The sequence below is a fragment of the Saccharothrix sp. ST-888 genome, assembly GCF_000955975.1.
GTDB lineage: Bacteria > Actinomycetota > Actinomycetes > Streptomycetales > Streptomycetaceae > Kitasatospora.
In genome coordinates, this window is record NZ_JYJF01000044.1 from 1 (window position 1) to 22,046 (window position 22,046).

A 22,046-nucleotide genomic window follows, 5' to 3' on the forward strand; every position below is an offset into this window, starting at 1 on the left:
GGTCACCCTGCGCCCCAAGGGCGGGCTGCCGATGCGCGTCGAGCGGCGCGAGCGGCCGGCCGGCCCCGCCGTGCGACCGGCTCCCCTCCGGTCTCCGGCACCGGAGGCCGCCGGCGGCGGATGCCCCTACGGGGGCGGGGCCGACTGAGCGCCGTGCGCGTGGGTGCCCCTGGCAGAGCACCCCCGCGCACGGGTCAGAGCGCCGCCTCCGGCAGCTCCATCAGGGAGTGGTCGGTCCCCTCCGTGATCCGCCGCTGCGCGGCCACCTGGGGGAGGACGGTACGGGCGAAGAACCCGGCCACCGCGACCTTGCCCTGGTAGAACGGACGGTCCTTGGCCGAGCAGGCCGGCAGCTTCCCGGCTGCCACGGCGGCCTGCCGCTGGAGCAGGTAGCCGACCATGACGTCCCCGGCGGCGAACAGCAGCGCGGTGGCGTTCTGGCCGACCCGGTACATGTTCCGGGACTCCTGGCCCGCCTCGGTGAGCCGGCCCAGCATCGCGCCGAGCATCGCCTCCAGATCGGCCAGCGCCCCGGCCAGCAGGTCGCCTTCGGCCGAGGCGTCCGAGGTCTCCAGGAACTCCCTGATCTCGTCGGCGAGCGCGGCGAAGGCGAGGCCGCCGTCCTTGACGATCTTGCGGAAGAAGAAGTCCAGCGCCTGGATCGCCGTGGTGCCCTCGTAGAGGCTGTCGATCTTGGCATCCCGGATGTACTGCTCGATCGGGTACTCCTGAAGGTAGCCCGAGCCGCCGAAGGTCTGCAGACAGTGGGCCAGTTGGTCGTACGACTTCTCCGAGCCGTAGCCCTTGACGATCGGCAGCAGCAGGTCGTTCAGCCGCCGGGCGTCCGCCGCCGGCCGGCCGCTCCGCTCGGCCTCGGCGACCCGGTCCTGGACGGTGGCGGTGTAGAGCACCAGGGCGCGCATGCCCTCGACGTAGGCCTTCTGGGTCATCAGCGAGCGGCGCACGTCCGGGTGGCGGGTGATCGGCACCCGGGGCGAGGACTTGTCGGCGAAGGCGGTCAGATCCGGGCCCTGCACCCGGGACTTGGCGTACTCCAGGGCGTTGAGGTAGCCGGTCGACAGCGTGGCGATGGCCTTGGTGCCGACCAGCATCCGGGCGAACTCGATGATGGTGAACATCTGGCGGATGCCGTCGGCCCGCTCACCGAGCAGCCAGCCCTTGGCCGGCCGGCCCGCGCCGAAGGTCAGCTCACAGGTGGTGGAGGCCTTCAGGCCCATCTTGTGCTCGACGTTGGTGGCGTAGACGCCGTTGCGCTCGCCGAGCTCGCCGGTCGCCCAGTCGAAGTCGAACTTCGGCACCAGGAAGAGCGACAGGCCCTTGGTCCCGCCACCCGCACCCTCCGGCCTGGCGAGCACGAAGTGGACGATGTTCTCGGCCAGATCGTGCTCGCCCCCGGTGATGAAGCGCTTGACGCCCTCCAGATGCCAGGAGCCGTCCGGCTGCCGCCGCGCCGTGGTCCTGGCCGCCCCCACGTCCGAACCGGCGTCCGGCTCGGTGAGCACCATGGTGACGCCCCAGCGCCGGTCCACCATCCGCTGGGCTATCTGCCACTGCTCCTCGGTGCCGAGCCGCCGGACCACCGAGGCGAACGACGGGAAGCCCGCGTACATCCACAGCGCCGGGTTGGCGCCGAGCACCAGCTCCGCCATCGCCCAGAACAGCGACGGCGGGCACGGCGTACCGCCCAGTTCCTCCGCCAGGCCGAGCCGCCACCACTCCGAGTCCAGGAATTCCCGGAAGGCGCCCTTGAAACTCTCCGGCAGGGCAACGGAGTTGGTCTTCGGATCGAACACCGGCGGGGTCCGGTCCGACTCCACCATCGAGTCGGCCAGCCGCTCGACGGCCAGCCGCTCCACCTCGGCCAGCACGGTCCGGGCGGTGGCCGGGTCCATCTCGGCGAAGCAGCCGACGCCGTAGCGCTGTTCGGCGCCGAACACCTCGAAGAGGTTGAACTCCAGGTCGCGGACGTTGGACTTGTAGTGCCCCATGGCATCTCCGAGTTCCCGGCCGCTCGCCGCCGAGCGCGCTGCCGAACAGGTGTCACAGCTGACTACTCATCAGTAATACTGTTCTCGTGGCCAGTTCACCAGAACCTGGTCACTGGCCACTTCCTGCCACGGCCCCGGAGGTCGCCGGCTCGAACCGCCCCGCACCCCGCGCCGCCAGCAGATGGCGATGGCGGACCGGCCGGGTGGACGCGGGCCGGCCGGCCCCTGCGACCGCCGCGGTCCGCACCGGCAGCAGCCCCGCCTCGGCCGCCAACACACCGGCCTGGAAACGGGACTTGGTGCCCAGCGCCTCCAGGATCTCCGCCACGTACCGCCGGTAGGTACGGACCGAGACCCTTAACTCGCGGGCGGCCACCTCGTCGGTCGCGCCGGTGTGCAGCGAGCCGAGGATCCGGCCCGCGAAGTCGTTGCGCACCGAGCGGCCGAGGTCGATCCGGTCGCTCAGCAGCCCCGCGTTGCGCCACGCACTGCCGAACAGTGCCTGCAGCGCCTCGATCACCACCACCGACCGCACCACCGACGCCTGCGCACCGAAGTCGGTCCGCACCACCGCACCCCGACCGTCCACAATGGCCGCCTCCAGGAAGGGAATCCGCGCCACTCTGACCTCCATCGGATACCCGTCCCCCAACTGTTCCCGGCGAAACCCCTGGTCGAGCGCCGCGTGTGTGCACAGCACCCGTACCCGGATCTCCCGGCCCAGCCCCGACAGCAGCTCCTGCAGATCCCCGCAGAGTTCCGCCGCCCGGCTGGCCTCGGCCGCTATCACCACGTCCACGCAGCACTCGGCGCCGGTGATCACCTCGACCAGCGCCTCCCGGACCGGCCCGTACCCCGGTTCGAGCGCCTCCACCAGGCGGCTCTTCAAGGACCAGTCCCGGTATCGGGACACCGCCGTCTCGATCAGGCCGCGGACATCGACCAGCGCCTGGCCGAATTCGTCGTCCGCGACCACCGATTCATCACCCCCGGATCCGCCTTCGGACACCAGCGAATCCGTCTCCCCGTAAGGCTCGACCATTACCGCCCCGCAAGTCGTTACCAGTACCTCTGTCTGGTCGGACCGATTCCCGTCCCCCGACCGGAACCGGCCCAGCTCGCCGCCGGGCACTACCGCCTGCCCGGGCGCCGATCACCCGCTGCCCCGCCCCGCGCCGCGCGCTGCGCGCCGCCCGCTACTCGCCGTCCGTGAGGAGCCCCAGCTCGACCGCACGCGCACCGGCCTGGAACCGCGAACTCGCGCCGATCTCCCGCATGATGTCGGCCACATGGCGACGGTAGGTCCGCAGCGGCACGCCCAGCTCGCGCGCGGCCACCTCGTCGGTCTGGCCGGCCCTCAGCGCCTCCAGGATCCGCCGGCCGACCTCGGTCCGCACCCGCCCGCCCGGAGCCGGCCTGGCCGCCGTACGGGAGGCGTTGGCCCAGGCCACCGCGAACAGCGAGGTCAGCGCGCCGACCACGGCGGCGTCCCGGACCAGCGACACCCGGCGCCCCCCGGCGCCCAGGTCCGACCAGACCAGGGCCACCCCGGTGTCCACCACGACGGCCTCCGGCAGGGCGCTGTCGAAGACCCGCACCTCGCACCTGGGGATCCGGCGCGCGGCCTCCCGAGCCCGCTCCTGCCGGATCGCCCGCGGCGAGAAGAGCAGCCGTACCGCCGCCGCCTCGGCCGCCACCTGCTTGGTGCAGGCCAGTACCGCGCCGAGGATCTCGGCCTCCGAACCGCCCCCGGGCACCACCGCGCTGACGTGGCGGACGGTGCCGACCAGGAGGTTGCCGACGGCTTCCTCGAGCGTCGTCTGGTCCTCGATCACCAGCAGGCGCCCCGGTGAACCGCTGCGCCGCCGATAGGACTCCATGGAGTCGATGAGCGAACGGGCCTGGAGGAGGGCCTGGTCCACCTCTTCCACCGCACCCAGGAACGCCGCACCGGCGGGCCGGGGACGGTTCTCCTGCTCCTCGTGACGGAGCCCCTGCTGGTCGGAGTCCCCCTCCTGGGCTTTCACACTTCCCCCCGGCATCATCGTCGATCACCTCACTCAGCTGCGAACCGAGGAAACCCCGAGTCGGCGCGCAACCACTGTGGACCGCACCCCGCCCTGATTTCACCAAGATTTTCAGAGATATCCGGAGTGCCGAAATCGCCCTGCCGAAAGCGTGTGCCCGTCCGCCCCCCACGCCCGGCAGTCAACGTCGCCACTCCCGGCGAACTGTAGACCTGGCCGCCCGCCCTCTTGCTTTCCATCCACGTACCGAGACCGGCGGTGAACCGGTCCGGATTGGCACTGCCCGGAACCGATCCGGAGGCAGTCCTGCCATCGCCCACTATCACTGCATGACACGCAAACAATGTGCAACCGACTGGCAGCTTCTTGCCAGATGCGGTGCCCCGGGAACCGCCGCCACCGCCGTACCGCCGCGGTGGTCCAGGGCCTCGACCTGCCCCGACGACCGCCGCACGGCACCGCCGCCGACCAAGTCCAGGACATGACATCCGCCGGGCGCCCCTCCCGGGATTACCGGGTCCACCCGTCAATCCCGGTAAGGCGCCGGGTTGTTCGGACAGAGTGGACTCCGGCGCCGCACGTATCCGGGAATACGAATACCCTTCGGATCCACGCAGGTTCACCAGCTCCACCCCGCCCCTTCACCGGAAGACCGCCGACCGCTACGGCGACCGCATCCCGTGCACGCAGAACAGCGGATGCTCCCGGGGCGATTGGCCAAGTATGGCGTGCCGCAAGGCTGCTGTGAACAACCTTCCCGCACCCGGTGGAGGTCGTGTGCGGGAAGTCCGCGACGGCGCACCGCTCAACGGGTGGTGCAGACGCCGTTGGCGAAGCGGGTCTGGCCGGTGATCCACCAGCCGTCCGTGGCAAGGAACTTCACGACCGGGACGATGTTCTCGATCTTGGTGAGCCGGTTGCCCTCCTTGCCCGGTGGTCTCCACGATGGGCTTGCGCAGCACCTTGCCCGCCGTGTTGACCGCGACGTCGACCCCGCCGAACCGGTCCTTCGCGGCCGCGAACAGGCACTCGACGTCGGCGACTTCGGACAGGTCGCCCTGGATCGCGAAGCCCTCGCCCCCGGCGGCCCCGACCGTCGCGACCGTCGCGTCGGCGTCGGACTTCGTGACCGCCGAGTGGTAGTGCACGGCGACCTTCGCGCCGTCCGCCGCCACCGTGCGGCTGATCAACCCGCCGAGGTTCTTCGCGCCCGCGCCGACCAGCACGACCTTGCCCACCAGTGAACGATCACTGCTCGTGATCCAGGACTCCTTGTACACGGGACGTATCCGCATCCGGAAAGGACGCCTGCCGGCCCTCTGCCTCCGGCCGGCTCGGCACCATCCGATCCCCGATCCCCCGGGCGATCGGCCCGACGCACGCACCACGCGGCGGCCTCCACCCGGACGGCCCAGCACGGTCACGGCCGGACTGTCGGAGGCGTCCGGTACGGTCCGCGCCAACGGGAAGTCGACGCGGGGGTATCGATGGCTGATCTCAGGGTGGCGGCGGGAGTTGACCGGGCACGGCCACCGCATGCCCGGCTCCGCCTTCGAGGCCGAGGACGTGGTCCAGGAGCCGATGATCCGGGCCTGGCGCGGCCACCGGACCTTCGAGGGACGGGCGGCGCCGAAGCAGCGGGCGGTACCGATCCTCCGCAAGGTGCCCGGCCGGCGGGCGAACGAGGTCGCCGAGTTGCTCGGCACCACGGTGGCCTCGGTCGACAGCGCGTCTTCCCGGCGGAGCGATGAGTTCCGCACCGCCGCCCGGTCCACCCCTGCGAACGCACCGGCTGTGAACACACCGGCTATGAACACCCCAACACCCGCGAGGAGAAGAGCACATGTCGAAGCCCACGTCCGTCGAGGAGTACCTGGCCGCCCTGGCCGAACCGCTGCGTGAGGTCGGCGAGAAGGCCCGGGCCGTCGTCGACGAGGCGCTGCCCGGGGTCGCGGGGGCGCTCTGGCACGGTCACCCGACCTGGAGCCTGGGCGCGGCCCCGGGCAGGAACCCCGTCTGCTTCGTCAAGGCGTACTCCTCGTATGTGACCTTCGGTCTCTGGCGCGGCCAGGCCGTCGCAGACCCGTCCGGCCGGCTGGAGCCCGGCGCCCGTGAGATGGCGAGCGTCAAGCTCCGCGGCCTCGCGGACATCGACGCCGGACTGTTCGCCGACTGGCTGCGCCAGGCGTCCGAACTCGGTGCGGCCGGGGTCTGATCCGGCCCCCGGCCCGGCGCCCTGCCCGGCGGGCGGCAACCGGTCGGCTCGTAGACTCGGCCCAACGGAGGAGGTTGTGATGACACGTCAAACTGATTCGGCCAGTGGCCTGTTGACCGAACTGTGGCGCTCCTGGGCCGAACGCGGCGCACAGCTGGGGCCCGACGACTGGAGTACCCCCACCCGGCTGCCCGGCTGGTCGGTGCAGGCGCTGTTCGCCCATGTCGCGCCCGACCCGGCGATGTTCGGCCAGCTGAGGGGCGCCCTGACCCAGGAGCCGGCCGCCGTCACCGGCGGGGCGGAGGTCCTGCGGATCTACAACCGGCCCGGTGGCGTCGCCCATGTCGCGGCCCCGGTCGTCGAGGAGCAGGCCCGGCAGATGGCCGAGGCGCTGTCACCGAAGGAGCTGGTCGACCGGTTCGCCGTCGAGGGGCCCGAGGCCCTCGCCGGACTCGCGGACGTACCGCCGACCGCCGTGGTGGCGCACCCGATGCTGGGCACGGTGACCTTCGGGGCGCTCGGCGAGCTCGCCGTCATGGAGGCCACGGTCCACCTGCTCGACCTGATCGCGGCGGTCGGCGGTCCGCCGCCGCCCGCCGCCGCCCTGGCGGCGACCCGGAGCCTGCTGGCCGACGTGCCCGATCCGGTCGCCTTCATCGAGGCCGCGACCGGCCGGACCGACGGCCCGGTGCTGCCCGTCATGAGGTAGCGGTCCCGCCGCGCCCGCCTGCCGGTCCGGGACCACGGCCCGCGAGCACGGCCCGGGAGCAGCCCGCCCCCGGGCCTGCGCGGCCGCCGTCTTCAGGTTGGCTTCAGAAACGGTGTGGGATTCTGCGGCCCATGACGACCGCCCAACTCCGGCAGAACGGCCCGCTGTCCCCCGCCCGGCACACGATGAGCAAGGTGCCGGAGGTGACGGCGCTCTTCTGGATCATCAAGGTACTGACCACCGGGATGGGAGAGACCGCCTCGGACTACCTGGCGCACGTAATGGACCCGATGATCGCGGTCGCGCTCGGCGGCGTCGCCCTGCTGGCCGCGCTGGCGGTGCAGTTCGCCGTCCGCCGGTACGTGGCCTGGATCTACTGGACCGGCATCGTCATGGTCAGCGTGTTCGGCACGATGGCCGCCGACGTCCTGCACGTCGGCCTCGGCGTGCCGTACCTGGTGTCCACCCCGTTCTTCCTGCTCGCGCTGGCGGCCGTCTTCGGCGTCTGGTTCGCGACCGAGCGGACGCTGTCGATCCACAGCATCCACACCCGGCGGCGCGAGGTGTTCTACTGGGCCACGGTGCTGGCCACCTTCGCGCTCGGCACTGCCGCGGGCGACCTGACCGCGACCACCATGAGCCTGGGCTACCTGGGCTCGGGGATCGTGTTCGCCGCGCTGATCGCCGTTCCCGCGGTCGCCCACCGGTGGTTCGGCCTCGGTGCGATCCCGTCCTTCTGGATCGCCTACGTGCTGACCCGCCCGCTGGGCGCCTCCTTCGCCGACTGGATGGCGGTCTCGCACGATCGCGGCGGTCTCGACCTCGGCCTCGGTCCGGTCACCGCGGGCTGGACGGTGGCGATCCTGGCCCTGGTCGGCTACCTGGCGGCGACCCGCAGGGACGTCTCCCGCTGACCCCGCTCCGGCCGGACCGGCGCGGCACGTTCGGGAAGATCCGCCGGGACGTGGGGCGGTCCGTGACAAGCTGTTCTCTGCTTACCCACCGAGTAAAGGGAGAACCATGACCACGGTTCGGCTCACCACCAACTTCGGCGACATCGACCTCGAACTCGACGCGGCCAAGGCCCCGAAGACCGTCGAGAACTTCCTGTCCTACGTCCGCAGCGGGCACTACGACGGCACGGTCTTCCACCGGGTGATCAAGGACTTCATGATCCAGGGCGGCGGCTTCACCGAGGGCATGTCCCAGAAGCCGACCCAGGCCCCGGTCCAGAACGAGGCCGACAACGGGCTCACCAACGTCGCCTACACCGCCGCGATGGCCCGCACCAGCGACCCGCACTCGGCCACCGCCCAGTTCTTCATCAACCTGGTCGACAACCGCTTCCTCAACTTCACCGCGAAGAACCCCCAGGGCTGGGGCTACACCGTCTTCGGCAAGGTCGTCGCCGGCACGGACGTCGTGGACCGGATCGGCTCGGTCAGCACGGGCAGCAAGGGCGGCCACGGCGACGTCCCGAAGGAGTCGGTGGTGATCGAGAAGGCCGAGATCATCTCCGCGGGCTGACCGCGCACCACCCGGCGGCGCGGGGAGCCGCGTGAGCGGCCGCGCGTCTGCGGCGGGCCGGCCTCACGCCTCCCGCGCCGCCGGTGTTCAGGGCCGGCCGTTCGCGCCGCGCTGACGCGGCACGGCCCCCCGGTCGTCGGCAGCCGCGCAGCCGCCGGGCTCGACGCCCGCCGCACAGCTGCCGGCGTCGGCCTGCCGCACCTCCGGCAGGAAAGTCCCGTAGAAGGAGGCGGCAGCGGCGGCGCAGCGCGCGGTCAGACCGGTGACGATCTTCGGCAGACCGAGGGCGGGATCGTCCCACCGGGGCGACCAGGCCAGCCTGAAGTCCGTGCCCGCGGCCAGACCGGACCGCTCCAGGCTCGGCCGCACCACCTCCTCGGCGATCCGGGGGCAGCCGACGGACTCCAGCGCGATCAGCGCGTCCGGCCGCAGATGCCGGCTCACCGCCTCCGAGGCGCACCTGACCGCCGAGAGGTCGAACGCGCCGTCCCGGGCCTGCGGCACCGCCGCGCAGATCGCCACGGTCCCGACGGTGCCCAGCACCCGCTCGTCCGTGGTCGCGGCGAAGCCCTCGCGGAGCATCCGGTCCACCGCCTGCTCGTCCCGGTCGAGGAGTACGACCCGCCATCCCGCGCGGCACGCCGTGCGGGCGAGCGCGCGGCCGACGCTGCCGAGCCCGACGACGACCAGCCCCTCGCGCACTGTCGTCTCCCCCCGGTCGGGCCTGATGTCAACCAGCCTGTGAAGGAGGCCGGTTCGGCGGTCGAGCGATACTGTCGAGCAGGTCGGGGGCCGAACGGACGCGGGCGGCTCAGGGCTTTCGCGGACTTGTCACACCATGTCGAGGACCGTGCGTTCCGGCCCCCGGCGGCGCGCCGCGCAGCACCACCGCGCACCATCGCCGCGACCGGTCAGCCGTGGCCGAACCGGAAGCCCACTCCCCGAACGGTGACGATCCAGGTCCCGGCGCCCAGCTTGTTGCGCAGGCTGTTGACATGGGTGTCGATCGTCCGGCTCCGGCTCACCTCGGCGTTGCCCCAGACCTGGCGCTCGATCTGCGCCCGCGGGACCACCGCGTCGGGTTGCGAGGCGAGCAGGTGCAGCAGGTCGAACTCCTTGCGGGTGAGGTCGACCGGCCGACCGGCCACGCTGACCTCCCGGCAGCCGGCCTCGATGAGCAGCGCACCGCGGGCGATCGGCCTGGCGACGGCGGGACGCGGCCTGACCCGTCGCATCACCGCCTCCATCCGGGCGATCAGCTCCAGGAAGCCGTACGGCTTGACCAGGTAGTCGTCCGAGCCGGCCTGCAGGCCGAGCACCCGGTCCAGCTCGGCGCCCCGGGCGGTCACCGCGATCACCGGGGTGTCGCCGGCGGCGCGGATCTCCCGGCAGACCTCCAGACCGTCCAGGTCGGGGAGTTCGAGGTCGATCAGCACCATCTCGGCGCTGCGGTAGGCGCGGAGCGCCTTGCCGCCGGTGTCCACCCAGACCGCCTCGTGGCCGTGCCGGCGCAGGCTCTGGACCAGGTGCTCGGCAGCGCGCGGGTCGCTCTCCACCACCAGGACACGCCAGCCGTCCCGGCCTGCCGATCCGTGCTGTACCGACGGTTCGGCCTGTTCTCGCGGCATTGACTCCCCCATGCCCACATCGCCCTGAGGCGCTCTCCTCCCGAGGCGGACGGCCTCAGGAGGAGCCCGCGTCGGGACTCCTCCTGATGCCGTTCAGGACGATCGCCAGGATCTCGTCCAACTCGCTGTGCAGGGGCCGCTGTTCCTCGGCCCTGGTCCAGCGGTAGAGCGCGCCCAGGTAGGTGTCCCGCAGGATGTTCCCGACCCGGACGGCGTCGATGTCGGCGGCGAACTCCCCTCCAGTCCGCCCCCGTTCGACGATCTCGGCGAAGATGAGCGCGGCGTACGGCTCCTCCAGCAGCGGCTGGCCCGCCTGCACCCAGGCCTGCAGCATGGCAGGCGTGGTGTGCCGCTCCTCCTCGTTGATCCGGCTGAGCACCGTCATGCAGCGTTGCAACCGGAGCTCGAACTCGCCCCCCTCCGCGTACACGTCCCCCTCCAACTCGGCCTTCAGCCGCGCGCGCCGTCGCTCACCCCACTCCGTGATGAGGTCTTCCTTGCGCTGGAAGTGGTTGAAGAACGTCCCCCGCGCGACATCGGCACGCTCGGCGATCGCATCGACCGAGGTGGCGTCATACCCCTGCTCGGCGAAGAGCTCCAAGGCGGCCTGGTAGACCCGCTCCCTGATCCGCTGCTTGTTGCGCTCGCGCCGCCCCGGTGCCGCTGTCGCGGTCGGCCTCTCCATCCGCTGCATCTCCCCTGCGCCTCGGTGGTGCTACCGGCCGACCGCTGACAGCCCCTCGGGGGAATTTATACCAGAAGACAATCTTGGTCCGCAGTACATGTTTGATCCGAAGCATCGGAGACCAGCGCGGCACAGAGCTCGGCCACACTCTCCGGTCCCAGCAGCCGGTCGGCCGAGACCGGCACCGCGCACTCCTGCTCCAGTCGGCGGCGCAGCTGGACCGCCATGATCGAGTCCAGCCCCTGCTCCCGCAGCGACCTGCGCCGGTCCAGCCGCGCCACCGGCAGCCCCAGCACCGCGGCGAGGCGGGCCAGCACGGCGTCCTGACCGACCGACGGCGGCTGGGGCACCTCCTGCCCGGACGTCACCAGCCGCTCGATCCCCCTCGGCGCCGAAAGCTGCGGCGGAACCCGGCCGGGTTCGACCGCGGGGACCGCCCCGAACAGCGCGGGAACGACCGCGGCCCTGGCGGGCCGACCGGTGAGGCGGTGCAGCGTGATGCCGGAGAACTCCGCCAGGACGCCGCCGTCCGGGTCGATCAGCGTGACGTCGGCCCGGTCCGGGCCGTCCTGGTCGGCGGGGGTGAACCGGGCCAGGCTCCAATAGTCGGCCGGCAGTTCCGGCACGGCCAGGCTCACCCTGGCGATCCCGGTCGGCACATAGGTGCTCCCCTCGGCGTCGGCCGCCCCGGCGCCCGGCCAGGTGGCCAGCAGCGGCTGGAGCGCCGCCTCCCAGTGCGCGCCCTGCCGGGCGACACCGTGCCGGGCTGCACCGTGCCGGACGGCGGACCGCGCGCTCCCCCCGGCACCCTCGGCAGCCCCCCAGCCGCCCGACGGGCCCGGGCGGGACATCCGGGCCACCGACTCGCCCTCGGTACGCCACATCCGCCGGACGGTCCGCAGGTGGGGCGGTATCTCGTACCCGCGTTCGCGCGCGACGGCCAGGAAGGCGTCCGCCGAGAGGTAGCCCGTGCACCGGGTGAGCGCGCTGTCCAGGCAGTGCTCGTGCGCCGCCGGCAGCCGGCCGTCCTCGGGGGCTCCCGCCCGCAGCCGGGCGTGCAGCCCGAAGACCGCGTCGCCACCCGGTCCCACCGCGTGCACGGTGGTCTCCCACAGCCCGGCCCCGGCCTGGCGGCCGGCCGCCGCCGGCCGCCAGCGCACCCGCAGTCCCTCGGCCCAGCTCTCCTCGACCAGCTCCGAGCCGAAGCGGACCTCCTCCAGCACACACCGGCCCTCGGCGCCGGGCGCACCGGTGAAACGATTCAGCGCGGCCAGCAGGTACACCGCCCCCGGCAACGGCATGCTGCCCCGGAAGGCGGTCCCGCCGACCCGGGCGAGCGGCAGGAACATGCTCCGCTCCGGCGACTCGGCCCCCCGCAGGCCCCGCTCGGCCAGGGCGGGCTCGTCCCGGTGCTGCTCGGTGTCCCAGGTGTAGGTCGGCAGCGGCGCCCGCCGGGTGCCGGCGCCGTACCAGCGCCGCCAGTCGATCCGGGTGCCGTGAGCGAAGAGCCGGCCCGCCGCCCTGGCCATCGCCGAGGTCTCCGACTGCTCCCGGTACAGGCTCGGCACCACCCGGGGCGTCGCCCCGGCCGCCGCCAGGGTCTCCTCGGTCGCGGCCGTCAGCAGCGGGTGCGGGCTGATCTCCAGGAAGACGTGCTCCCCGCGCCGGGCCAGTCCGGCCACCGCGTCGGCGTACCGCACCGGCCTGCGCAGGTTGTCCATCCAGTACCCGGCGTCCAGCTCACCGCCCTGGACGGGGCGGCCGTGCACGGTGGAGAACAGCTCGACGGCGCCGGGCCCCGGCCGCAGGTCCGCGAGCGCGGCGAGCAGGTCGTCCCGCAGGACGTCCATGCCCGGCGAGTGCGAGGCGACGTCCACCTTCACCGGGCGGCAGAACACCCCGCGGGCCCGCAGCTCGGCCGCGATCCCGTCGAGCGCCTGCCGGTCACCGGCCAGCACGCTGGACGAGGGCGAGTTCTCGACGGCCAGCGCCACCCCGGGGCCGGACCGGTCGGCCAGCGCCTGCGCCTGGTCCCCGGGCAGTTCGACCACCAGCATCGCGCCCCGGTCGGACAGCCGGGCCATCAGCGCGCTGCGGCGACAGATCACCGCGGCCGAGTCCGCCACCGTCAGCGCCCCCGCGACCCGGGCGGCGGCACTCTCCCCCATGCTGTGGCCCAGGCAGGTCTGCGGCTCGACCCCGTGGCTGCGCCAGACCTCCGCCAGCGCCACCTCCATGGCCCAGAGCACCGGCTGCACCGCCGCCACCCCGCCGCCCGCCGCACCGTCCTCGGCGGTCAGCGCCGCCAGCGGCGACCAGCCGGTCTCGGCCAGGACCGCCCGGTCGCAGTCGGCCATCGCCGCCCGGAAGGCCGGCCAGTGGGCCAGCAGCTCGCGGCCCATGCCCACCCACTGGGAGCCCTGGCCGGGGAAGACGAACACGGTCGGCGCCCCGTCCGCCGCCGGTTCCGTGGCGAGCCCGCCGTCCGGCGTCTCCGCCCCGTCGGCCAGCGCCCGCAGGGTCTCGGCCAGCCCGTCGTGGTCCGCTCCGACCGCCCACAGCCGGTACGGCAGCGCATCGCGGCGCAGCGCGGCGCTCGCGCACACATCGCGCAGCGGGTACCCGCGTCCGGCTCCCGTCAGGTGTTCGGCGTACGCGCGCGCCAGCCGCCGCAGCGCCCGGGGCGAGCGCGCGGAGAGCACCAGCAGCTCGGGCCCGCCCGGCGCGGCGTCCGCCGGCCCCGGCTCCGGATCGGCCGCGGGCTGGTACGCCCCGACCACGACGTGCGCATTGGTCCCCGAGAGGCCGAAGGAGCTCACCCCCACCAGCGCGGTCCGCCCCTCGGACCGCAGCGGCTGGTTCGCCACGGCGACCCGCAACGGCAGCGTGCCCTGGGCGAGCAGCCGGTGCGGGGTGCGGTAGTGCAGCGAGGCGGGCACTCTGCCGTGCTTCGCCATCAGCACCGCCTTGATCAGCCCGGCGATCCCGGCCGCCGCCTCGGCGTGCCCGATGTTGGACTTCACCGACCCGATCAGCAGCGGGCGGTCCGCCGTCCGTGCTCCGTCCAGCGCCTCGGCCAGGGCGGTCAGTTCGACCTCGTCCCCGGCCACCGTCCCGGTGCCGTGCGCCTCGACGTAGTCCAGCTGCGCCGGGGTGATGCCCGCGCTGTCGCAGGCCGCGCGGAGCATCGCCACCTGCCCGTCGACGGCGGGGCGCAGCAGGAAGCCGCTGGCCCGCCCGTCGTTGGTGACGGCACTGCCGAGCAGCAGGGCCTGCACCTCGTCGCCGTCCCGCAGGGCGTCCGCCAGCCGCTTGAGCACCACCACGCCGATGCCCTCGCTGCGGACGAAGCCGTCCCCGGCGGCGTCGCCGAACTTGCACCGGCCGTCGGCGGCGAGCATCCCGGCCTGGGAGTACGCCACCGCGTCGTCGGGGGCCAGGATGATGTTGACGCCCGCCGCGATCGCCAGGTCGCTCTCCCCGGTCAGCAGGCTCTGCCGGGCGGAGTGCACGGCGACCAGCGAGGACGAGCAGGCGGTGTCGGTGACGATGCTGGGGCCGCGCAGGTCCAGGGCGTAGGAGAGGCGTCCGGCGGTCACCGCCCTGATCCGGCGCCCCGCGGAGTCGTGGATGCCCCGCCTGGACAGCTGCTGCGGCAGGTCAGCGTACTCGGCGGTGGCCTGCCCGACGAAGACCCCGGACCGGCTGCCCGCCAGCGAGGACGGGCGGATGCCCGCGTCCTCCAGCGCCTCCCAGGCGACCTGGAGCAGCAGCCGCTGCTGCGGGTCCATGGTCCTCGCCTCGGCGGGCGAGATGCCGAAGAACCCGGTGTCGAAACCGAAGACGTCCGCCAGGAAGCCGCCGTGCCGCGACATCGTCTTGCCCGCGGTACCGGGTTCCGCCTGGTAGTACGCGTCGATGTCGAAGCGGTCCACCGGGACGGGTGTCACGGCGTCCGTGCCCGCCATGAGCAGCGACCAGTACCGGTCCACCCCCTCGGCCTGCGGAAACCGGCATCCCAAGCCGACCACCGCCACCGGCTGGCTGAGCTCTCCTTGCCTGCCACTCCCCATAGCCACAGATCTTCCCGTTCCGAAGGACGACTCACGTCGATACATGTTCTACAGTCCAAACATGGACTGGACTGCATGTTATTGGTCCAGTCCAGACCCCGACAGCGCCGCCTTGACCTTCTCTTTGCCGGACGCGTACGGACGCTCAGCGGTGGCGCACCCAGGATTCGAAGGTCACGGTGAGTACAAATGGCCGCGTACCGCGCCCCGCGCCCCACCCCCTCCTCATATGATCGGAGCGACATGCGTCATCCTTGGTGATGCAGTCTTGACGAGAAGGACCGCCCCACACCCAGCAGGAGGAAGCTCGTGGACGACGTTCTGCGGCGTGCCGCGCTCTTCGCGGCTCTCGACGACGACCAGGCCGCCGAGCTGCGCGCTTCCATGACCGAGGTGACACTCGCCCGTGGCGAGTCGCTGTTCCACGAGGGCGACCCGGGCGACCGGCTCTACGTCGTGGTCGAGGGCAAGGTGAAGCTGCACCGCGCCTCGCCGGACGGCCGCGAGAACATGCTCGCCGTGCTCGGCCCCAGCGAGATGATCGGCGAGCTCTCGCTCTTCGACCCGGGCCCGCGCACCGCCACCGCCACCGCCCTCACCGAGGTCAAGCTCCTCGGCCTCGGGCACGGCGACCTGCTGCCGCTGCTGCACGCCCGCCCCGAGGTGTCGATCGCGCTGCTCCGGGCCATCGCCCGCCGCCTGCGCCGGACCAACGACGTCATGTCCGACCTGGTCTTCTCCGACGTCCCCGGCCGCGTGGCCAAGGCGCTGCTCGACCTCTCCCGCCGCTTCGGCGTGCAGTCCGAGGAGGGCATCCACGTCGCCCACGACCTCACCCAGGAGGAGCTCGCCCAGCTGGTCGGCGCCTCCCGCGAGACGGTCAACAAGGCGCTCGCCGACTTCGCCGGTCGCGGCTGGCTCAAGCTGGAGGCCCGCGCGGTGGTCCTGATGGACGTCGAACGGCTCTCCCGCCGCTCCCGCTGAGGCTTCTCGCCGCCACGGCTCCACCGCGCCCCGGGGCCGTGGTTCGACCGCCCTCCGGGGCAGGGTGATCCCACCGGGGCACGAAAGCATCGCGCCGCGCGACCCGCCGTGGGGGCTGTACCGCCCCACCGGCGGGTCGCGCGGCGCACTCCTCTCACCGGGCCCGGTCGGCTGCGGGGTGTCCCGCCCGCCTGAGGACCCCGGCCCGCCTCAGATCAGGCCGTGGTCCTCCAGGTAGCCGAGCTGGGCCCGGACCGACAGCTCCGCGGCGGGCCAGAGCGCCCGGTCCACGTCCGCGTACACCCGGGCGACCACCTCCGCGGCCGTCCGACAGCCGTCCTCGACCGCCGTCTCCACCTGGGCGAGCCGGGTGGCCCGGTGGGCCAGGTAGTAGTCGACCGCGCCGAGCGCGTCGGCGAGCACCGGGCCGTGCCCCGGCAGCACGGTCCGTACGCCGTGTTCCGCCGCCATCGTGTGCAGGCGGCGCAGCGAGTCCAGGTAGTCGCCGAGCCTGCCGTCGGGGTGGGCGACCATCGTGGTGCCCCGGCCGAGCACGGTGTCACCGGTGAGGATCGCGCCGTCGGCGGGCAGGTGGAAGGTCAGCGAGTCCGCGGTGTGCCCCGGCGTGGCGACCACCCGCAGCTCCAGGCCGCCGATGTCGAGCACCTGGCCGCCGTGCAGCCCCTCCGACCCCAGCCGGTGCGCCGGGTCGAGGGCCCGGACCTCGGTGCCGGTCAGCTCGGCGAAGCGCGCGGCGCCCTCGGCGTGGTCGTGGTGGCCGTGGGTGAGCAGCGTGAGGGCGATCCGCTTGCCCCGCTGCTCGGCGGCGTCGACGACCCGGCGCAGGTGGCCCTCGTGCAGCGGACCCGGGTCGACGACGACCGCGAGGTCGGAGTCCGGCTCGGCGAGCAGCCAGGTGTTGGTGCCGTCCAGGGTCATCGGCGACGGGTTGGGCGCCAGGACGCAGAGCGCCCGGGAGGTGGCCTCGCCGCCGATGGTGGCGGCGGGGTCACCCGGCAGGAGACCGCTCACCGGCTGCCCTCGCTGATCCGGATCAGTGTGCGCGACGGCAGGGCCCGCACCAGCCGGCGCTTGCCGGGCCCCTCGACCCACACGGCGGGCTGGCCGGCCAGCGTACGGGCCGGGAGTGGACGGGTCAGCGGGGCACCGCCGGGCTGGGCGGGTGCCGGGCGCAGAGCCACATCGTCGTGGTTCATCGGGCGGGGTTCCTTCCTGGGTTCGCGGAACGACTGCGGATCGCGGACGGCGGCTTCGGTGCCGTCGGCCGGTTCGCGGCGGGTCACATCGGGGTCCGACGGGTCGCGTCGGGGCACGGCGGTTCACTGCGGGGCACTGCAGTTCACGGCGGTTCACGGCGGGAAGTGGCCGTCGATGGTCAGTTCCTCGTACCCAGACCATCGCACCGTCAGCCGGTCGCCGGCCACCGTGGCCCGGCCGAGGACGGGTTCGATCCTCCGGGCCGCCGCCGCCGTGAGCGCCTCGTCCGCCGTCCGGACCGGCAGCAGCTCGCGCAGCACGGTCAGGGTCGGCGGCAGCATGCCGTACCGGCCCTCCGCCTGCCCCTGGACGGCCTCCCCGGGCGGCAGCCAGGCGACCCGGTCGGCCTCGCCGACCTCGACCGCCGCCCGCTGGTCGGCGGGCAGCGCGGCGACGAAGAACCAGGTGTCGTACCGGCGCTCCTCGAAGGCCGGGGTGACCCAGCGGGCCCAGGCGGCCAGCAGGTCGCTGCGCAGCAGCAGGCCGTTGGCCTGCAGGAACTCGGCGAAGGAGAGCTCGTGTGCCTCCAGGGCGGCCCGTTCGGCGGTCCAGTCCCGGGGTGCGGCGGTGCTGTGGGCGTCGGGTCCGGCCAGCAGGACGCCGGCCTCCTCGAAGGTCTCCCGGACGGCCGCGCAGACCACCGCCTGGGCGGTGCGGGCGTCCACCCCGAGCCGTTCGGCCCACTCCTGTGGGGAGGGCCCGGCCCAGGCCAACTCGGCGTCGGCGTCCCTCGGGTCCACCCCGCCGCCCGGGTAGGCGTACATCCCGCCCGCGAACGCCATGGAGGTGCGGCGGCGCAGCAGGTACACCTGCGGGCCCTCGGCCCCGTCGCGCAGCAGTACCACCGTGGCCGACGGCTTCGGCACGGGCGGGGTCAGTTCGCCGGCCTCGACCGCCCGGATCCGGGCGGGCCAGGACGGCGGCATCGGGAGCGACGGTGCTCGATGATCCATGCCCGGATGCTAAGCGGGCAGGGCCCGGCTTGGACAGAGGTCCGGGTTGGACAGCGGTTCGCCCGGCGGCGCGTGGCACGGGCCGGACGGCGGCCGGGGTCGGAGAACTGCCGACCCCGGCCGTGGTGCTCCGCGGGTCAGGCGCCGGCCTTGACCCGGACCTGGATCTCGACCTCGACCGGGGCGTCCAGCGGCAGGACCGCGACGCCGACCGCGCTGCGGGCGTGCACGCCGGCCGCGCCGAGCGCCTCGCCGAGCAGCTCGCTGGCACCGTTGATCACGCCGGGCTGACCGGTGAAGTCGGGGGCGGAGGCGACGAAGCCGACCACCTTGACGACCTGCTCGATCCGGTCCAGGTCACCGATCACCGACTTCACGGCGGCCAGTGCGTTGAGCGCGCAGATCTGCGCGAGCGCCTTGCCCTCCTCCGGGGTGACCTCGCCGCCGACCTTGCCGGTGTGCTGCAGCTTGCCCGCCACCATCGGCAGCTGGCCGGAGGTGAACACGTACTCGCCGGAACGGATCGCCGGGACGTACGCGGCCACCGGCGGGGCCACCTCGGGGAGGGTCAGACCGAGCTCGGCCAGCTTCTCCTCAACCTTGCTCATCAGCTCTTCTCCCGCTTGAGGTAGGCAACCAGCTGCTCGGGGTTGTTCGGCCCCGGGACGACCTGGACGAGCTCCCAGCCGTCCTCGCCCCAGGTGTCGAGGATCTGCTTGGTGGCGTGCACGAGCAGCGGCACGGTGACGTATTCCCACTTGGTCATGGCGCTGACTCTAGACGAGGACCGGCCGCTGCTCCGCGCGGTACGCAGCGCGTCCGCGAGGCCGCCCGCCCGGGGTGTGAGGTGGGCCACAAAGAGGGCGGGAATCCGCCGGGGTACCAGGGTGCTCCCCGCATCGTGGGCCCCCGCTGGTTACCCTCGCGGGAAGGGCACCCAGGGGTGCCGGCCAACGGACGGACGGAGACGGAGCGTGGCGAGGACTCCCGGCCAGGCGGACCGACCCACCCCCGAGGAGGCCCCGGCGGGGGGCTTCGGGGCGCACGGGCCCGGCTCACCGGACGGGGAGAACGCACCGGACGGCGGGCGGGGCCGGGACTGGGAGGGCGTCCGGCTGCACGTCGTCAGCGGCAAGGGCGGCACCGGGAAGACCACGCTGGCCGCCGCGCTCGCCATCGCGCTGGCCGCCGAGGGCGGCCGGACGCTGCTGATCGAGGTCGAGGGCCGGCAGGGCATCGCCGAGATGTTCGGGATCGCCGCACTGCCCTACCAGGAGCGGAAGATCGCCGCCGTCACCCCCGCCCAGCTCGGCCTGCCGGGCAAGGGCTCCGGGGAGATCTTCGGGCTGGCGATCGACACCGAGCTGGCGCTGCTCGAGTACCTCGACATGTTCTACAAACTGGGCCGGGCCGGCAAGGCACTGCAGAAGGTCGGCTTCGTCGACTTCGCGACCACCATCGCACCGGGTGTCCGGGACGTCCTGCTGACCGGCAAGGCCTGCGAGGCGGCCCGCCGCAAGGGCCCCGACGGGCGCCGCGCCTACGACGCGATCGTGATGGACGCACCGCCGACCGGACGGATCACCAGGTTTCTGAACGTCAACTCCGAGGTGGCGGGCCTGGCCCGGATCGGACCGATCCACGGGCAGGCGCAGGCGGTGATGCGAGTGCTCAGGTCGCCGGAGACGGCGGTGCACCTGGTCACGCTGCTGGAGGAGATGCCGGTGCAGGAGACCGTGGACGGCGTGGCCGATCTCCAGGAGGCCCAACTGCCGGTCGGCGGCGTCCTGGTGAACATGGTCCGGCCGCCCGTACTGGACGCCGCCGCGGTGGCGGCGGTCGACGGGGACCACCGCGAGGAGGTCGCCCGGGCGCTCGGCGAGGCCGGGCTGGGCGGGCGCTCCCGGGCCGCGGCGACGGTCCGCGCGGCGGTCGAGCCGCTGCTCGACCCGCTGCTCGAACAGGCCCGCGAGCACGCCGAGCGAGTCGAACTGGAGCGCGAACAGCGCTCGGCACTGCAGCACTTGCGGCTGCCGACGTACGAACTCCCACTGCTCGGCGAGGGCGTGGACCTCGGCGGTCTCTACCGGCTGGCGGGCGAGCTGAAGCGACAGGGGGCGGCATGACGGCACTGCTGGCGATCGACGCACTGATCGACAACCCGAAGACCCGGATCGTGGTGTGCTGCGGCGCCGGCGGGGTCGGCAAGACCACCACCGCCGCCGCGATCGGCCTGCGGGCGGCGGAACGCGGCCGGAAGGTGGTCGTGCTGACCATCGACCCCGCACGCCGGCTCGCCCAGTCGATGGGCCTCAGTGAGCTGGACAACACCCCGCGCCCGGTCAAGGGCACCGCCGGGGCGGGCGAGCTGCACGCCATGATGCTCGACATGAAGCGGACCTTCGACGAGGTCGTGCTGGCCCACGCCGAGCCCGAGCGGGCGAAGGCGATCCTGGAGAACCCCTTCTACCAGTCCCTGTCGGCCGGTTTCGCCGGTACCCAGGAGTACATGGCGATGGAGAAGCTCGGCCAGCTGCGGGCGGCCGACGCGTGGGACCTGATCGTGGTCGACACCCCACCGTCCCGGTCCGCGCTGGACTTCCTGGACGCGCCGAACCGCCTCGGCTCCTTCCTGGACGGCAAGGTGATCCGGCTGCTGACCGCCCCGGCCAAGGTCGGCGGGCGCAGCGCGATGAAGTTCCTGAACGTCGGCATGGGCCTGCTCACCGGCACGCTGGGAAAGATCTTCGGCGCCCAGCTGCTGACCGACGTCCAGACCTTCGTCGGGGCCATGGACTCGATGTTCGGCGGCTTCCGCGAGCGGGCGGACCGCACCTACCAGCTGCTCAAGGCACCCGGCACGGCCTTCCTGGTGGTCGCGGCACCCGAACGGGACGCGCTGCGCGAGGCGGCCTACTTCGTGGACCGGCTGGCCGCGGACGAGATGCCGCTGGCCGGGCTGGTGCTCAACCGGGTGCACGGCACGGACGCACCGCAGCTCACGGCGGAGCGCGCGCTCGCGGCGGCCGAGGCGCTGGAGGAGAACGGTTCGCCGAACTCCTCACCGGTCGCCGAGGCACTGGCCGCCGGACTGCTCCGGCTGCACGCCGAGCGGATGCAGATCATGGACCGGGAACGCCGCACCCGGGACCGCTTCGTGTCGGTCTACCCGGACGTGCCGATCGTGGAGGTCGGCGCACTGCCCGGCGACGTGCACGATCTGGACGGCCTGCGCGCCATCGGCGACCGCCTCGGCGGGGCGGACTGAGCCGCCCGCCCTCGGACGGCCTGACCCCGGTCAGCCCGCCTGGGCGTAGTCGGTGAGGATGACACCGGTCGCGAGCGACTCCTCGTACTCCGTACGCGCCGTCTCCAGCAGCCTGCGCCAGGACATCACCGTCGGCCTGCGGCGCAGCAGCGCCCGGCGCTCGCGCTCGGTCATCCCGCCCCACACACCGAACTCGACCCGGTTGTCGAGCGCGTCCGCCAGGCACTCGGTGCGCACCGGGCAACCGCTGCACACCGCCTTGGCGCGATTCTGTGCTGCCCCCTGAACAAACAGTTCGTCCGGATCACTCGTGCGGCAGGCAGCCTGCGCACTCCAGTCGTCCACCCAGCCCATGCCGGCGCCGTCCTCTCCCGAATCGGGGCTCCCCCACGGCGGCAACGGCATATTCACCGTTGCCAGTTGAGGACGTTACGGAAGAACGACAGCGTGCAACAGCCCCTACGGGCTCAATCTCAAATGACCCGATCGGACTATGGGTATCTGACTTCTCACTCGTTGGAGTGATCGCAGGTCGCAGGGCTTGTCAGGGCCACTTGGACCACTCTCGTCACGCTCCGCCATGAGATCGCCGACGGGGCCCGATTTCAGCTACCCCAAACAGGGGCGATTCGGGCAAAGCTCATCACTCACAAGAGTGATGACGATGAACAGAGCGAAGCTGTCGCAGTC

General features: G+C 72.9%; 22 protein-coding genes. 8 read left to right on the top strand and 14 right to left on the bottom strand.

Annotated features, from left to right (window positions below):
• Nucleotides 1–194 precede the first annotated feature (194 nt).
• From UK12_RS16030 to UK12_RS38060, 4 genes are all read right to left on the bottom strand, one after another.
• Nucleotides 195–2,009, bottom strand: coding sequence for an acyl-CoA dehydrogenase (locus tag UK12_RS16030; protein ID WP_045303656.1), 1,815 nt, complete (start codon nt 2,007–2,009; stop codon nt 195–197).
• Between the two features lie 109 nt (nt 2,010–2,118).
• Nucleotides 2,119–3,018, bottom strand: a complete 900-nt coding sequence (locus UK12_RS16035) for a response regulator transcription factor (RefSeq protein ID WP_156178757.1) — start codon at nt 3,016–3,018, stop codon at nt 2,119–2,121.
• 187 nt (nt 3,019–3,205) lie between these two features.
• A complete protein-coding gene (locus tag UK12_RS16040) occupies nt 3,206–4,036 on the bottom strand; it encodes a hypothetical protein (protein ID WP_052681914.1) in 831 nt (276 codons plus the stop codon).
• Nucleotides 4,037–4,698: 662 nt separating this feature from the next.
• Nucleotides 4,699–5,316, bottom strand: coding sequence for an SDR family oxidoreductase (locus UK12_RS38060; protein ID WP_231591238.1), 618 nt, complete (start codon nt 5,314–5,316; stop codon nt 4,699–4,701).
• Between UK12_RS38060 and UK12_RS44425 the strand changes: the two genes are divergently transcribed.
• The 5 genes from UK12_RS44425 (at nt 5,294) to UK12_RS16065 (ending at nt 8,487) form a co-directional block, all read left to right on the top strand.
• A complete protein-coding gene (locus UK12_RS44425) occupies nt 5,294–5,938 on the top strand; it encodes a sigma factor (RefSeq protein ID WP_269432018.1) in 645 nt (214 codons plus the stop codon). The genes UK12_RS38060 and UK12_RS44425 overlap by 23 nt on opposite strands.
• On the top strand, nt 5,880–6,251 hold the full coding sequence (locus tag UK12_RS16050; protein ID WP_045303658.1) for a DUF1801 domain-containing protein: 372 nt from the start codon (nt 5,880–5,882) through the stop codon (nt 6,249–6,251). Before UK12_RS44425 ends, UK12_RS16050 begins: the two co-directional genes overlap by 59 nt.
• 79 nt (nt 6,252–6,330) lie before the next feature.
• The gene (locus tag UK12_RS16055; RefSeq protein WP_045303659.1) at nt 6,331–6,960 is read left to right on the top strand and encodes a maleylpyruvate isomerase N-terminal domain-containing protein; all 630 of its coding nucleotides are present in this window, start codon (nt 6,331–6,333) and stop codon (nt 6,958–6,960) included.
• A 131-nt stretch (nt 6,961–7,091) separates the two neighbouring features.
• Complete coding sequence (locus UK12_RS16060) at nt 7,092–7,874, top strand: COG4705 family protein (RefSeq protein WP_045303660.1); 783 nt, start codon at nt 7,092–7,094, stop codon at nt 7,872–7,874.
• 106 nt (nt 7,875–7,980) lie between these two features.
• Nucleotides 7,981–8,487, top strand: coding sequence for a peptidylprolyl isomerase (locus tag UK12_RS16065; protein WP_045303661.1), 507 nt, complete (start codon nt 7,981–7,983; stop codon nt 8,485–8,487).
• An 87-nt stretch (nt 8,488–8,574) separates the two neighbouring features.
• On the opposite strand, the gene UK12_RS16070 is transcribed toward UK12_RS16065, so the two are convergent.
• From UK12_RS16070 to UK12_RS16085, 4 genes are all read right to left on the bottom strand, one after another.
• A complete protein-coding gene (locus tag UK12_RS16070; protein ID WP_052681916.1) occupies nt 8,575–9,189 on the bottom strand; it encodes an NAD(P)-binding domain-containing protein in 615 nt (204 codons plus the stop codon).
• 209 nt (nt 9,190–9,398) lie between these two features.
• On the bottom strand, nt 9,399–10,115 hold the full coding sequence (locus UK12_RS16075) for a response regulator transcription factor (RefSeq protein WP_197084902.1): 717 nt from the start codon (nt 10,113–10,115) through the stop codon (nt 9,399–9,401).
• Nucleotides 10,116–10,170: 55 nt separating this feature from the next.
• Nucleotides 10,171–10,800 (bottom strand): TetR/AcrR family transcriptional regulator, encoded by a 630-nt coding sequence (locus UK12_RS16080; protein ID WP_063838275.1) that lies wholly within the window; start codon nt 10,798–10,800, stop codon nt 10,171–10,173.
• Between the two features lie 65 nt (nt 10,801–10,865).
• Complete coding sequence (locus UK12_RS16085; protein ID WP_082119661.1) at nt 10,866–14,918, bottom strand: type I polyketide synthase; 4,053 nt, start codon at nt 14,916–14,918, stop codon at nt 10,866–10,868.
• Nucleotides 14,919–15,182: 264 nt separating this feature from the next.
• Between UK12_RS16085 and UK12_RS16090 the strand changes: the two genes are divergently transcribed.
• Nucleotides 15,183–15,857: a Crp/Fnr family transcriptional regulator gene (locus UK12_RS16090; protein ID WP_045303663.1), complete on the top strand. Its 675-nt coding sequence runs from the start codon at nt 15,183–15,185 to the stop codon at nt 15,855–15,857.
• 210 nt (nt 15,858–16,067) lie between these two features.
• Here UK12_RS16090 and UK12_RS16095 read toward each other — a convergent pair whose 3' ends face one another.
• The 5 genes from UK12_RS16095 to UK12_RS39750 all read right to left on the bottom strand — a co-directional run bounded on the left by UK12_RS16095 (nt 16,068) and on the right by UK12_RS39750 (nt 18,854).
• Nucleotides 16,068–16,889 carry an MBL fold metallo-hydrolase gene (locus UK12_RS16095; RefSeq protein WP_045303664.1) on the bottom strand — a complete coding sequence of 274 codons (822 nt, stop codon included), beginning with the start codon at nt 16,887–16,889 and terminating at the stop codon, nt 16,068–16,070.
• Nucleotides 16,886–17,074: a hypothetical protein gene (locus UK12_RS16100; RefSeq protein ID WP_156178758.1), complete on the bottom strand. Its 189-nt coding sequence runs from the start codon at nt 17,072–17,074 to the stop codon at nt 16,886–16,888. Before UK12_RS16100 ends, UK12_RS16095 begins: the two co-directional genes overlap by 4 nt.
• Nucleotides 17,075–17,227: 153 nt before the next feature.
• Nucleotides 17,228–18,088, bottom strand: a complete 861-nt coding sequence (locus UK12_RS16105) for an NUDIX hydrolase (protein ID WP_231591239.1) — start codon at nt 18,086–18,088, stop codon at nt 17,228–17,230.
• Between the two features lie 137 nt (nt 18,089–18,225).
• Nucleotides 18,226–18,696, bottom strand: coding sequence for a RidA family protein (locus UK12_RS16110; protein ID WP_045303667.1), 471 nt, complete (start codon nt 18,694–18,696; stop codon nt 18,226–18,228).
• Entirely contained in the window at nt 18,696–18,854 is a 159-nt protein-coding gene (locus tag UK12_RS39750) for a DUF4177 domain-containing protein (RefSeq protein WP_095874066.1), read from the bottom strand. The genes UK12_RS16110 and UK12_RS39750 overlap by 1 nt, the downstream gene beginning before the upstream one ends.
• A gap of 349 nt (nt 18,855–19,203) precedes the next feature.
• Between UK12_RS39750 and UK12_RS16115 the strand changes: the two genes are divergently transcribed.
• On the top strand, nt 19,204–20,214 hold the full coding sequence (locus tag UK12_RS16115; RefSeq protein WP_045303696.1) for an ArsA-related P-loop ATPase: 1,011 nt from the start codon (nt 19,204–19,206) through the stop codon (nt 20,212–20,214).
• On the top strand, nt 20,211–21,356 hold the full coding sequence (locus UK12_RS16120) for an ArsA family ATPase (RefSeq protein ID WP_045303668.1): 1,146 nt from the start codon (nt 20,211–20,213) through the stop codon (nt 21,354–21,356). The genes UK12_RS16115 and UK12_RS16120 overlap by 4 nt, the downstream gene beginning before the upstream one ends.
• A gap of 30 nt (nt 21,357–21,386) precedes the next feature.
• Here the strand turns inward: UK12_RS16120 and UK12_RS38070 are convergent, their stop codons facing one another.
• Nucleotides 21,387–21,710, bottom strand: coding sequence for a WhiB family transcriptional regulator (locus tag UK12_RS38070; RefSeq protein ID WP_033333275.1), 324 nt, complete (start codon nt 21,708–21,710; stop codon nt 21,387–21,389).
• Nucleotides 21,711–22,046 lie beyond the last annotated feature (336 nt).